The sequence below is a fragment of the Vibrio sp. OPT18 genome, from assembly GCF_015163615.1.
Taxonomy (GTDB): domain Bacteria; phylum Pseudomonadota; class Gammaproteobacteria; order Enterobacterales; family Vibrionaceae; genus Vibrio; species Vibrio coralliirubri.
Genome location: NZ_JADDYK010000015.1, coordinates 21,522 through 34,073, shown reverse-complemented (window position 1 = coordinate 34,073; position 12,552 = coordinate 21,522). Strand labels below are relative to the sequence as shown.

The 12,552-nt window shown below is 44.9% G+C and carries 15 protein-coding genes; 12 read left to right on the top strand and 3 right to left on the bottom strand.

From position 1 onward, the window contains the following. The first annotated feature begins 25 nt into the window (after positions 1 to 25). The 6 genes from IQQ51_RS01335 (at position 26) to IQQ51_RS01310 (ending at position 6,111) form a co-directional block, all read left to right on the top strand. The gene (locus tag IQQ51_RS01335; RefSeq protein WP_050622211.1) at positions 26 to 1,246 is read left to right on the top strand and encodes an EAL and HDOD domain-containing protein; all 1,221 of its coding nucleotides are present in this window, start codon (positions 26 to 28) and stop codon (positions 1,244 to 1,246) included. A 99-nt stretch (positions 1,247 to 1,345) separates the two neighbouring features. Next, positions 1,346 to 1,687: a metalloregulator ArsR/SmtB family transcription factor gene (locus IQQ51_RS01330; RefSeq protein WP_004736602.1), complete on the top strand. Its 342-nt coding sequence runs from the start codon at positions 1,346 to 1,348 to the stop codon at positions 1,685 to 1,687. Between the two features lie 173 nt (positions 1,688 to 1,860). Next, entirely contained in the window at positions 1,861 to 2,862 is a 1,002-nt protein-coding gene (locus IQQ51_RS01325; RefSeq protein ID WP_193840161.1) for an ArsJ-associated glyceraldehyde-3-phosphate dehydrogenase, read from the top strand. A 156-nt stretch (positions 2,863 to 3,018) separates the two neighbouring features. Next, positions 3,019 to 3,510 carry a cyclin-dependent kinase inhibitor 3 family protein gene (locus IQQ51_RS01320; protein WP_193840160.1) on the top strand — a complete coding sequence of 164 codons (492 nt, stop codon included), beginning with the start codon at positions 3,019 to 3,021 and terminating at the stop codon, positions 3,508 to 3,510. A gap of 206 nt (positions 3,511 to 3,716) precedes the next feature. Beyond that, the gene (arsJ, locus tag IQQ51_RS01315) at positions 3,717 to 4,937 is read left to right on the top strand and encodes an organoarsenical effux MFS transporter ArsJ (RefSeq protein WP_048610756.1); all 1,221 of its coding nucleotides are present in this window, start codon (positions 3,717 to 3,719) and stop codon (positions 4,935 to 4,937) included. A 160-nt stretch (positions 4,938 to 5,097) separates the two neighbouring features. Beyond that, the gene (locus IQQ51_RS01310; RefSeq protein ID WP_193840159.1) at positions 5,098 to 6,111 is read left to right on the top strand and encodes an acyltransferase; all 1,014 of its coding nucleotides are present in this window, start codon (positions 5,098 to 5,100) and stop codon (positions 6,109 to 6,111) included. 59 nt (positions 6,112 to 6,170) lie between these two features. Here the strand turns inward: IQQ51_RS01310 and IQQ51_RS01305 are convergent, their stop codons facing one another. After that, a complete protein-coding gene (locus IQQ51_RS01305; RefSeq protein WP_017061032.1) occupies positions 6,171 to 6,500 on the bottom strand; it encodes a DUF2500 domain-containing protein in 330 nt (109 codons plus the stop codon). A gap of 244 nt (positions 6,501 to 6,744) precedes the next feature. Between IQQ51_RS01305 and IQQ51_RS01300 the strand changes: the two genes are divergently transcribed. The 4 genes from IQQ51_RS01300 to IQQ51_RS01285 all read left to right on the top strand — a co-directional run bounded on the left by IQQ51_RS01300 (position 6,745) and on the right by IQQ51_RS01285 (position 9,809). After that, on the top strand, positions 6,745 to 7,119 hold the full coding sequence (locus IQQ51_RS01300) for a hypothetical protein (RefSeq protein WP_004736595.1): 375 nt from the start codon (positions 6,745 to 6,747) through the stop codon (positions 7,117 to 7,119). Positions 7,120 to 8,046: 927 nt separating this feature from the next. After that, positions 8,047 to 8,667 carry a lysoplasmalogenase gene (locus tag IQQ51_RS01295; RefSeq protein WP_193840158.1) on the top strand — a complete coding sequence of 207 codons (621 nt, stop codon included), beginning with the start codon at positions 8,047 to 8,049 and terminating at the stop codon, positions 8,665 to 8,667. Between the two features lie 90 nt (positions 8,668 to 8,757). After that, positions 8,758 to 8,994, top strand: coding sequence for a YecH family metal-binding protein (locus IQQ51_RS01290; protein WP_193840157.1), 237 nt, complete (start codon positions 8,758 to 8,760; stop codon positions 8,992 to 8,994). Positions 8,995 to 9,224: 230 nt separating this feature from the next. Further along, on the top strand, positions 9,225 to 9,809 hold the full coding sequence (locus tag IQQ51_RS01285) for a YhgN family NAAT transporter (protein ID WP_017063768.1): 585 nt from the start codon (positions 9,225 to 9,227) through the stop codon (positions 9,807 to 9,809). A 117-nt stretch (positions 9,810 to 9,926) separates the two neighbouring features. Here the strand turns inward: IQQ51_RS01285 and IQQ51_RS01280 are convergent, their stop codons facing one another. Beyond that, a complete protein-coding gene (locus tag IQQ51_RS01280) occupies positions 9,927 to 10,193 on the bottom strand; it encodes a DUF1145 domain-containing protein (RefSeq protein WP_016784000.1) in 267 nt (88 codons plus the stop codon). Positions 10,194 to 10,203: 10 nt separating this feature from the next. Further along, positions 10,204 to 10,806: a 16S rRNA (guanine(966)-N(2))-methyltransferase RsmD gene (gene rsmD, locus IQQ51_RS01275; RefSeq protein WP_017066764.1), complete on the bottom strand. Its 603-nt coding sequence runs from the start codon at positions 10,804 to 10,806 to the stop codon at positions 10,204 to 10,206. A gap of 230 nt (positions 10,807 to 11,036) precedes the next feature. On the opposite strand from rsmD, the gene ftsY reads away from it, so the two are divergent. After that, on the top strand, positions 11,037 to 12,287 hold the full coding sequence (gene ftsY / locus IQQ51_RS01270; RefSeq protein WP_193840156.1) for a signal recognition particle-docking protein FtsY: 1,251 nt from the start codon (positions 11,037 to 11,039) through the stop codon (positions 12,285 to 12,287). A 78-nt stretch (positions 12,288 to 12,365) separates the two neighbouring features. Continuing rightward, positions 12,366 to 12,552, top strand: a 187-nt coding sequence (locus IQQ51_RS26535) for an ATP-binding cassette domain-containing protein (RefSeq protein ID WP_322632731.1), incomplete at its 3' end; no start/stop codon positions are given.

Genomic DNA, 12,552 nt, shown 5'->3' with positions numbered 1-12,552 from the left:
TTAAACCAATTAGAGTTATCAAGAAATGACCGCTACCTACGTTGCTCGACAACCTATCTTAAACCGTAAGAAGAACACGCTTGGTTATGAGCTGCTGTTTCGTGACGGAGAAAGGAATGCCTATCCAGCGCATATAGAGTCTAATCGAGCAACGTATCGTCTGATCGTTGAGAATTTCTTGTCGGTTGGGCTTAACCCGTCGATCCCATCTTCACGCTGCTTTATTAACTTCCCTTACCAAAGCTTGATTCGTCGGTTGCCTTTGAGCTTGCCGAAAGACAAGGTGGTGGTTGAGATCCTTGAAACTTGCCAACCGACCGACGAATTATTAGAAGCCGTTAAAGAGCTTTATCAAGCGGGGTACATGATTGCCCTAGATGATTTTACTTCGACGCCAGAATGGGAACGTTTCCTCAAATACACGCATATTGTTAAGCTCGATATCATGCAGATGGGCTTGGATGAGGCGTGTGATTTGGTCAAAGCTCATCAAGGGAAAAAGTTTAGTTTTCTTGCTGAACGAGTCGAAACCGAACAAGAATTCCAGCAAGCCAAAGAGGCGGGCTTTAAGTTCTTCCAAGGCTATTTCTTTAGCAAGCCGGAAATCATTAAGACTAAGTACATCAGCCCTGAGCAAGTGATTGCCATGGAGCTGTTCCAAGAAGTGTGTAAGCCCGATGTCGACTTTCAGCGTGTCGAGAGTATCGTCGCGAAAGATGTCGCCTTGTCTTATAAGCTACTGCGCTTTGTGAACACCATGTCGCCTCGTCTAGAAGTGACCATCTCTTCATTCCGTCAGGCCTTGGTGTACCTAGGGCAAGAAAAACTGAAAATGTTTGTCTCGCTGGCGGTGGCGTCTTACGTCTCGGATAAAAAACCGAAAGAGTTGTATGGCTTGTCTTTGCAGCGTGCACAGTTTTGCCAGCGTATGTCTCGTTATCAGGCATTTGAAGGACATACCGAGCAAGCCTTTATGATTGGTCTGTTCTCGTTGCTGGATGCATTGCTCGATCTATCGTTAGAGAATTTAGTAGAGCAACTGCCTTTGTGTAAAAGTATCAAGGTGGCTCTGCTTCGTAGAGAAGGGCCATATGGTACCTTGCTCGCACTTGAAGAGAGCTTTGAGCATGCCGATTGGCAACAGATTGATGAGCACTGCGCCGATTTAGGATTAAGCGTGGATCAGGTTAAAACGGAGCTTACTGAAGCGCGCCGTTGGAGCCATACCGTGACCAACAAGCTCTGATATTTCTTCGTTAAACTTTTATGACAATTGAAACGCACGCCTTGACGTGCGTTTTTTTATATCTAAGATATATGCATATCCATATATAAGTATGTTTTTATGCTTCCTCACCAATTTTTTAAATTACTGTCCGATGAAACGCGAGTGCGTTGCTTAATGTTGATAGTTCGCAATGAGTGCTTATCGGTTGGTGAGTTGACTCAGGCATTGCAAGAAAGTCAGCCAAAGGTTTCACGCCATCTTGCGCAGCTGCGTTCAAACGGTATTTTGACTGATGTTCGCCAGGGGCAGTGGGTGTTTTACCGCCTGTCACAAGATTTACCAGGTTGGATGCTAAAGTTAATTGACGACCTTATTGCATCGAACTGTTTGAAAACTGAATACCAGCAAGATATTGAGCGCTTAGAGTCGATGAACTCACGCCCAGTATGTTGCGTTTAAATACATTAAAACTTAATGCCGAAATAGTTGGAGTTGCAGCTAGGCGACAAGTGAACTTATCCCTATGAGCATAGTGGCTCTATGTAATTAGGGCGGCCGGCGCTCCGGTAAGTGAACGTAGTCAACAACGCTGCGGCTTCAAATATGAAGGCAATTAACTGAGAGAACAGAAAATGACAGTCAAAGTAGGTATTAATGGTTTTGGTCGTATCGGCCGTCTAGCACTTCGCGCAGCATTCGATTGGGATGAGCTAGAATTTGTTCAAATTAACGATGTTGCTGGCGACACAACAACACTGGCCCACCTTCTAGAATTTGATTCAGTTCAAGGTCGCTTTCACCACGAAGTAACTGCAGAAGGCGATGAGATTATCATTAATGGCCAGCGCATCAAGACCACACAAGAGCGCGACATCGATGCGATCGACTGGTCTGGTTGTGATGTGGTTATCGAAGCGACAGGTGTTCACCGTAAGACCTCTTTCCTAAACAAATACCTAGAGCAGGGCGTGAAACGTGTTGTGGTATCGGCGCCAGTGAAAGAAGAAGGCATCGCAAACATCGTTGTTGGTGTGAATGACAATATCTTCGACCCTGCGGTACACAAAATCGTAACGGCAGCGTCTTGTACAACGAACTGTATCGCGCCAGTGGTTAAGGTGATCAACGAGAAGCTTGGTATCGAGAACGCAGCCTTCACCACTATTCACGATTTAACTAACACGCAAACTATTCTTGATGCGCCGCACAAAGACTTACGCCGCGCACGTGCATGTGGCATGAGTCTTATCCCAACAACGACGGGCAGCGCCAAAGCGATTGTTGAGATCTTCCCTGAGCTAGAAAACCGCATCAACGGCCACGCAGTTCGTGTACCGCTAGCGAACGCTTCTCTGACAGACATCATCTTCGAAGTGAAGCAAGACACCACGGCAGAAGAAGTTAACGCGATGCTGAAAGAAGCGTCTCAGAATGGACTAAAAGGTATTCTTGGCTTTGAAGAGCGTCCACTGGTTTCTATCGATTACAAAGGCGACCAACGCTCAACAATCGTGGATGCACTATCAACGATGTTGGTCGGTAAGCGCATGGTTAAGATCTACGCTTGGTACGACAATGAGATGGGTTACGCGACACGTACCGCTGAGCTTGTTCGCACTGTCGGTTTAGCATAATACTCTTCATACTTGAAGCTGCAGCGTTGTTAACTGCGTAAGTTCACCCTAATCACATAGACCCACTATGCTCATAGGGCTGAACTTACTTGTTGCCTACCTGCAACTCCAATTATTTTGAGTATTGGTTCTATAAGAATTTTAAGAGATTACACAATGACACATCCAACATGGCAACTAGACCTAGAGCAAGGTGCGCTAATCCTGACTCCATGCCCAGGTACAAAAGAAGCAACGCTTGATGCATCACTGGCTCAGCTAAAAGAGCAAGGCGTTGAAGTTATCGTGACAGCACTTGATGACCATGAGCTTGCAAGCAAAGACGTGGCGGCACTTGGCGAAAAAACACGTGCGCTAGGCATGCAATGGTTCCAGATCGAAATTGAAGATGACTGTGCGCCGGGTGCTGATTTTGCTGCGAAGTGGCAAGCAGCTAGCCCTGAGCTACATAACATCGTCGATAACGGCGGCAAGGTTGCGATGCACTGCATGGGCGGCTCTGGTCGCACTGGTTTGTTCGCGGCTCATCTACTGTTAGAAAAAGGCTGGGATTTGAGCAAGGTTGTTCAAGAGGTGCAGGCACTGCGTCCCGGCGCATTTACTAAGCCTATTCAGGTTGAGTATATCAACGGCGTAGCTTCTGCGTAGCTCTTCATACTTGAACCTGCAGCGTTGTTAACTGCGCAAGTTCACCCTAATCACATAGAACACCTATGCTCATAGGGCTGAACTTGCTTGTTGCCTAGCTGCAACTCCAATTATTTTGAGTATAAGTTAAGTGGAAAGTAAGAATTAGAGCTTTTGGACACCTATGATCTAAAAGCTCTTTTTGTTTAGATTGCAGAGATAGCGTTATGTTTTCAAATCTAAGTAAGAGCGTTCGCCAATACATGTTGGTGACTTTTAACTACTGGAACTTCACCATTACTGATGGTGCACTTCGTATGCTGGTGGTTCTGTATTTTTACGACCTTGGTTACAGTTCGTTAGAAATCGCCTCACTGTTCCTTTTCTATGAATTCTTTGGTGTGGTGACTAACCTAATCGGTGGCTGGTTAGGGGCGCGTCTTGGCCTCAATAAGACCATGAACATCGGGTTAGGCATGCAAGTTGTCGCCTTGGGTATGCTCGCGGTACCAACGGCGATGTTGACCATTCCTTGGGTCATGGCGGCGCAAGCCTTGTCTGGTATCGCTAAAGACCTCAATAAGATGAGTGCCAAGAGTTCGATTAAGACTCTGGTTCCTGATGAACAACAGGGCGCGCTTTATAAGTGGATTGCGATTCTGACAGGTTCTAAGAATGCGCTTAAAGGGGCTGGCTTCTTTATTGGCGGTTTGCTGCTTTCAACGATTGGCTTCCAATACGCTGTGCTTGCGATGGCAGCCGTGTTGGCATTGGTCTTCGTTGGCAGTGTGTTGAGCTTAGAAGCGGACATGGGTAAAGCGAAAACTAAACCCAAGTTCAAACAGATCTTCTCTAAGTCTGAATCCATCAACATCCTATCTGCAGCACGTATGTTCCTGTTTGGCGCTCGTGATGTGTGGTTTGTGATTGCTTTGCCGATTTACCTAGGCAGTGTGTTTGGTTGGGATCACTCATGGGTCGGTGGCTTCTTAGCTGCTTGGACTATCGCTTATGGCTTTGTACAGGGCATAGCGCCGAAGATTACTGGTAAAGCCCAAGGCAAGGTGCCTGATGGCCATGCTGCGCTGTTATGGGCGGGGGCGTTGGCTATCGTGACCGCTGCTATTGCTTATGCGGTACAGATTGGTTGGCAACCAGAGCTCGTTATCGTGGGTGGTTTGATGGTATTTGGTGCCATCTTTGCGGTGAACTCATCACTTCACTCATATTTGATTGTGAGTTATGCGAAAGGTGATGGCGTTTCTCTTGATGTCGGTTTCTACTACATGGCAAACGCGATGGGCCGTTTGATTGGCACGATATTATCGGGCTTGGTATTCCAAATGGCAGGTTTGTCTGCGTGTCTGTGGGTTTCCTTCGCATTCTTAGCGATAACGACGGTGATCTCTCTGCGTTTACCGAAAGTGCCGCAAATCTCAGCGGCATAAGCTTCAGCCGCATGATTGAGAGCCAAAGTCGCATAAGCTAGCGTCGTATGAGCTAAATTCGCGATAAGCATCTCCTTTAACACTAAGCTGACTTGGTATTTATTCCGGTCAGCTTTTTTATTGCTATAGTAGAATGATTGAATATTAATCAGGCATTTACATGAAGCAGCGAATTCTCTTTTTTGATTTAGCACGATGTGTCGCGGCCGTAGCGGTTATCGCGATTCATGTTTTGGCGCCTTATCGCAATGAATTGGGCACTATTCCTTTCGGTGAATGGCTTACTGCCATTACGGTAAACGGTTTCAGCCGCTGGGCAGTACCTGTGTTCATCTTGATTACTGGTGCACTGATGCTCAGTGATCAGCGCCCGTTTGACGCCAAATACTACCTCAAGCGTCGTCTGGGCAAGGTACTGATACCTTTCATTGTCTGGTCGCTTTTCTATACCTATCTGTCGGGTTGGTCGGCAATGGGCTTTGATACCGACGTCAGTTGGGACGTGTTGCTTAATAGCTACCATCATTACACCTATTACCATCTTGGTTTCTTCTATTACTTCATTCCGCTCTACTTTGTGATTCCGTTCTTGCAGATCATGGTTAGAAAGTACGGTGATAGATCGGTCTATGCCTTTACAGCGGTATGGCTGTTCACAACATTGCTGTTCTTACTGAAAATCGATGGCCCTTGGAGTCACGAGTTGTGGTTGTACACCGGTTACTTACCATTGGGTTACTTGCTGTATAAGATTGTGCCACTAAACAAGATGACTGTTGGCGTGAGTGTGTTACTGGGTGGGCTAGCTTTACTAACCACGGTTTACATGGTGGTTGATGCAAGCTTGGTGGCAGAAGAGTACACGGTAGGGCGCTGGTTATCTTACAAGACGTTGAATACGGTATTAGCCGCGAGCATGGTGTTCATGGTATGCCGTTACTATGGTGAAGGCCTGTCTGAGAAGAGTAATCAGGTGGTTGGCTTTATTAGTAAGCACAGCTTAGGTATTTATTTGCTGCACCCGATTTTCTTGTGGCCGATGAAAGAGTTTGGTTGGTACCAAGGACATCCGGCATGGGTTATTCCATTATGGATAGTGATCAGCGGAGCTGGCGCGTTATGGATGAGCTGGTTGGTGTCTAAGTCAGAGAAAACGCGTTGGTTATTGCCTTAGCGGTGACCGCTAAGGCTTTCTGATGGATTACTTAGGGGGACAGTTGAAGTGGCTGACGTTTAGCGCTTCAACGCAAAGTGTAAGAACTTATCGCCTTGGTAGGTTAAGGTTCCTTTGTCACCAGGGTTAAGGGCGTGGAAATAGTGGATGCCGACTTGGAATTCTCGCTTCGGACCAACCACACCACGTTGAACGTAAATCCAGTACTCTTGATCTTCTTGGCCAGGTTCTGCGTCAGGAAGGTCGATGGATTGTTTGTCTAACACAGTGACATTCACTTTCTTCTCTGGCGCATTTTCACCTTGCGAGTGTTTTCGATAGAAACCAATAAATACCCAAGCCGCTAGAGCAGCGAGTGCAAAGATGGCAAAAAAGAGTGAATTAGGCATATAACCTCCATGTAGTCGTGATGGTTATTCTAGTCTTTCAGGCAATAGGGATATGTGTTTAAAGCCGTTATTCGTGAACTGTTGTACGCCAAGCTGATTATTTTTCGGCAGACATCACATTTAATGGCCAGTTTGAGATAAAGCATTGTTATTTATTGTCTCTTTCTCTCGTAAATAACAGTGATTTTGTATAAGAATAGGGAAATGCTCGACTAGAATTATAGTGTGGAGTGGGAGGGCCAAGATGACCGATATTGAAAAAGTGGTGACAAGAACTCGCAATATAGAGAAATTATTGAGACTTCAATATCATGCCGAAGGCGAAGGATTGCATGAGCTTGTAACAAGCTGTGAAGAAAGGCTACCGCACGATATGGTGAGCAAGCTGCGTTATATCGCAACGTGTCGTAACAAGGTAGTCAATGAACATGAGGCTAAGTTGGAAGACCAACATAAGTTCATCATGATGTGTAACGACTGTGAGAAGGAGCTGACTCCACGTAGTGGTCGTTTTATCTGGCGAGTTGCGATCTTACTGATGATGGCAATGACTTTAGCTGCCGCAGGTTTCTATTATGCGAACTGGGATGTGCTAACACTGCATCTGTTTTCGAAGTGAAAAAATTGAACAAAAAAAGGGACGCTCATGGCGTCCCTTTTTTTATCTGTAACTTGCTTAGTACATCATCGGTAGTGTCATTAGACCTACAACTACCGCGATCATTACAAGTCCTTGTCTTTGCGAAGATGAAATCATAACACTACTCCTAAATTTGGTTGTCTCTCGCTATGTTTTAAAGAATAGCACTACTTATGGCTTTAGATCAAGAATTACTTTCGAAAGCTTTAAAAGTAGTAGAAAACTATGAGTTTTTGGCTTGTTTGACAGTGTTTAACTGTGTTTTATGGTGTGTTCTTAATTTGTTCGTTGTGATTTATGTTTGCTCTAATTTGATTTAACTTGTTGTTTTGTAATGGTTGTTTTGTGTAATTTATATTGTTAAAGGTTGTTAAACTGTATTAATAGAGGTTGGTGGTGGCTAGGTTGGTTTTGGTTGGTTTTTTAAGTTTTCGGCTTGGTTTTTGTGGCGATTTTTACCGGGGGCTTGAAATAACCTGACAAAACTGGGCGTTAAAAAAGAAAATTGGCTACTTTACAAGTCTAGGCTTGGTTGGCGTTTTTATTTTCCTATTAATCTTGAGTTTGTTTATTTAAGTTGTTGTTATTATTTGCTTTAAATGTGGTTATTTTAATTTTTTAAGTGTGATATTTGACGGAATTAGGCCGGTTTTGGTGGGGCCGATAGGTTAGAATTGGCCAAAATTCAAGTATGGCGACTCTAATGCCAGTTTGAATGGGTTTTATGATGATTCGTTCTAGTTTTAAACGAATGGCCATTGTCATGGTGGTAATTGTTACGACTTCAATCTAAAGAGACTCTTTTTAGTGGAAGCGTAATCAAGATCCAATTTTGAGGGGCTGAGGCTTTACATCAACACTCGTGTGCCTAGACTGGCGACGATTTAAAGCAATAGGGCAAATGGTATGTGGAGTTGGTTGGCGGTTTCCTTGTCTGGTATCGGAGCAATAGCAGGAACGAAACATGGACATCTCGGTCAGGCCTTATCGTATAAGGTTTTTACCTATGTATTATTAGCGACCATTGCTTTAACTCAATCTGTCGTTGCTGATTTTACCTATTGGGTCGTTGCTGGGTTGGCGGTCTCTGCGATCGCAGATGTCTTGCATACTGTTACTCAAAAACGTCCTCTGCATTTTGTTTGCTTCTTGCTGGCTCAGCTCTGTTACAGCAAAGCATTTTGGCTACAGCTATCAGGAGAAATGGTCTGGTGGTTGTTCGCGCTGCTGTTGGCGGCTTGTGTCGTTGCTTTCTTCTTACTTCTGCCTCGTTTAGACAAACTCGTCTTTCCTGTAGTTATCATGGGTATCGTGCTTATTCAGCTTGCATGGGCTTCTGGTGAGCTCTGGTTGCTTGATCCTCAACTGTCGCATGCGGTGGGTTTTGCGGGTTGTGTCGTGTTGCTGCTTTCAGCATTGGCGTACGCGCTAAATTTCTATCGTAGCCCAATTAAGGGTGCCTACTTTTGGGTGACGGGCTGTTACTTTCTGGCACACGCTCTCATTGTTGCTTCCCTTACCATTTAGGGTAGAGCTCGCTTAACTCTGAGCTACATCAAGGCAGCTTAGATGAAAGTAGGTACTCTACGTCTAGTTCATTAAACATGAGATAGAGTTATGACTACCGAAATTCATGCACACAACGTTTTAAACCTACTGAGTGAAAAGTCACTGACTCGTGAAGAGTTGACGCAAGAACTCGCTCAAACTTATGGCGCAGAAGCGCGTTTTCATACGTGTAAGCTGAACGGCCTGGATTTAGATGGATTGCTGAAGTTTTTCCTGAAGATGGAAAAAGTTGTAGTTATTGATGACAAGCTTTGCACTAATCGCGAACGTGTGTGTAACCACTGATTCCCCGTGACTTGGTTTTTAGAGCCTTTGGCTTTTATAGATAAGAAGAGTGGATGCGACGTTTCGGCTTCACTCTTTAAATTCTCTTTTTACTTTTCTCCTTTCTACCTTTCTATTTGCTCTCGCAAAATTCCCTTCTAATTACATAAGTTAATCCTTTTATTACTGCGTTCGAAAATCAATGTTGAGGCTGCTATACTCCGCGCACTTACGCTTTTCGAGACAAACTTATGGAAATTTTATCTGCAGCAACCATGCTGTTTCTTATTATGGACCCGCTTGGCAATCTACCAATCGTGCTCTCTATCCTTAAGCATATTGATCCGAAGCGTCGCCGTATTGTTCTTGTTCGTGAACTGATGTTTGCGCTGGTTATCCTGCTGTTGTTCTTGTTTGCTGGTCAAAGCATCATGAACTTCCTGCATGTGCAGCCTGAAACCTTGAGTATCTCAGGCGGTATTATTCTGTTCATCATCGCGATTAAGATGATTTTCCCAAGTGCGGGCAGTATTACTGGCCTCGCGGCGGGTGAAGAACCGTTTATTGTGCCGATGGCGATCCCAATGATTGCTGGCCCTTCAGTGATTGCGGCATTGATTCTGTTGTCGACACAGCACCCTGACAATATGTTAGAGCTTTCAGGTGCTGTGATGCTGGCTTGGGGTGCTACCTTCTTTATTCTGATGTTTAATGGCTTCTTCCTGCGAGTGCTGGGAGAGAGAGGTCTTAAAGCCATCGAACGCTTGATGGGCTTGTTGTTGGTTATGCTGTCGACGCAAATGTTCCTCGATGGTGTGAAAGGCTACATGGGCTAACATCAATATCATTGCTGAATAAAAAAACGCCGCTCAAATGAGCGGCGTTTTTGTCTCTATTGTTTCTGTCATGATGTTTTCTGTAGCTAAGCGTTTTATATCTGGGCTTAAGCTCGATTACATCATGTGTTTGCGTCGGATATCGAGTAAGGCGAAGACACCGAAAATCAATATTGACCACTTCTCCCAACGTGACATCTCGATCTTGTCGCCGAAAGCACCGATGAAAATCAGCATCTGTAGGCCGTGCATGAAGAACAAGAATGCTGTCATGATATAAAGCGCAATCGCAGCATTACCCGGGAACGGGTAGAAAATATTTACGATTAAGATAAACCAAACAAAGGCGATGGCTGCTTTTGCTAGTGGAAGCAAGAACTTCATTCATTAACTCCTATTCTTCAGTGATTCGATTGAACAGTCGGTAGCTTGACTGTCCGGTGGTCTTGTCGCGATGCAATTCCCAGTTCTCTGGCATAGCTTCGAGTTTCAGTTCTTTCTCTGTCTCGACGTAAATGATGGCATTGTCTGCAAGCCAACCGTTACTCTCAAGTAGTTGTACTGTTTCTGCTAGTAAGCCTTGACGAAATGGTGGATCAAGGAAAACCATATCGTAAGGAGTACCTGGCTTCTTAAGGAAAGAGATAGCATCAGTATTCACGACATTGATGTTGTCTGCCTTGAGCTCTTTCGCGTTATCAGAAAGCTGTTTAGCCGCCTTTTGATTCATTTCGAGCAGTGTCACCATTTTTGCTTGGCGAGAAGCTGCTTCAAAACCTAGACCGCCAGAGCCGGCAAATACATCCAAGCAAGTTGAATGTGGGATATCTTGAGCCACCCAGTTAAAGAGCGTCTCTTTTACTCGGTCAATGGTTGGGCGTAATCCTTCTAAATCATGAACAGGTAGCTTTCTACCTCTCCATGAGCCACTAATAATTCGAACAAAGCCTCCGGATGGCTTTTTTTGTGATGTGTTTTGCTGGCGACGTCTTACCATAGATTTTTTGACCGCTAATAAAGTGATACTATACCGAGCCCAATTTAAGTGGGTTCGTGTATTAAATAAATTTGCAATGACAAAGTGTATCAAGCTAAAAGCAAACTTATCACTGCTTTGTCATTTTTCTTTACTATTCGTTTGTACAAGCTTGTATTGTATAACAATAGCAAAGAGTCGACGTGTATTAAGTCAATACAGCTAATTAGTAGATCTAGGAAACTCCTCTGATGACGGAAAAAAAGAAGCGCGGATTATTATCGTGGCTTGGTTTTGGTGAAGAAGAACAAAGCCCTAAAACTCAGAATGAAGCGAACGTAGAAAGCGTTGAAGATCAAACTGAAGTTGAATCACAAGTTGAGGCTGAACAGGTCGCGCCTGAAGCTGAACAATCTAAGCCAACTGAACTTGAGCAAGCGCTTGAAGAAGCTCAACAAGAGCAGCAACCTGTCGCAGCAGAAGCAGAAGCAGAAGCAGAAGCAGAAGCAGAAGCAGAAGTAGAACAGGAAGAAGTGGCAACTCCTCAAGCTAAGGTTGAAGAAGTACAAGAGAAGCCGACAGAAAGCTTCTTTGCTCGCCTTAAGCGCAGCCTAAGCCGCACTAAAGCAAACATCGGTGCGGGTTTCTTTGGTCTGTTCAAAGGCAAGCAAATCGATGAAGATCTGTTTGAAGAGCTAGAAGAGCAACTTCTGATCGCTGACGTGGGTATGAATACCACGGTTAAGATCATTGAAAACCTGACAGAAAAAGCATCTCGCAATGACCTAAAAGACGGCGAAGCGCTTTATGGTCTGCTCAAAGAAGAGATGGCAGACATCTTAAGCCAAGTGGAACAGCCACTGGTTGTTGATACCGCTAAAACACCTTACGTTATCTTAATGGTGGGTGTGAATGGTGTCGGTAAGACAACTACGATCGGTAAGTTGGCGAAACAATTCCAAAATGAAGGCAAGAAAGTGATGCTAGCGGCGGGTGATACCTTCCGTGCAGCAGCCGTTGAACAGCTTCAGGTTTGGGGTCAGCGTAACGATGTGCCCGTTATCGCTCAGCACACTGGTGCGGACAGTGCGTCTGTGATCTACGATGCGATTGAAGCTGCGAAAGCGCGTGGCGTTGATGTTGTGATTGCTGATACGGCAGGTCGTTTGCAGAACAAGAGCAACCTGATGGAAGAGCTACGCAAGATCGTTCGTGTAATGAAGAAGATTGATGACTCTGCACCACACGAAATCATGCTAACGCTCGATGCAGGTACAGGTCAGAACGCTATCAGCCAAGCGAAGTTGTTCAGTGAAGTCGCTCCAGTTACGGGTATTACACTGACTAAGCTAGATGGTACGGCGAAAGGTGGTGTAATTTTCTCAATTGCTGACCAGTTCCAGATTCCAATCCGCTACATTGGTGTGGGTGAAGGTATTGATGACCTGCGTCCATTTGAATCTAAAGACTTCATTGAAGCACTATTTAGCCGCGAAGAGTAACGCGAGTAGCAAAGTGGTTTATCCTTAATCTGCTACCGTTTTTAAATTTGATATTAGTGATCGTAAGAGGAATTTTCGGTGATCAAATTTCAGCAAGTGAGTAAAGCCTACCGAGGTGGAAGACAAGCGCTCCAAAAAGTGGACTTTCACCTGAAACGTGGAGAGATGGCTTTTTTGGGTGGGCACTCTGGGGCTGGTAAAAGTACCTTGCTGAAGTTGATCTGCGCGATAGAGCGTCCAACCGATGGGCGTGTTTGGTTCAACG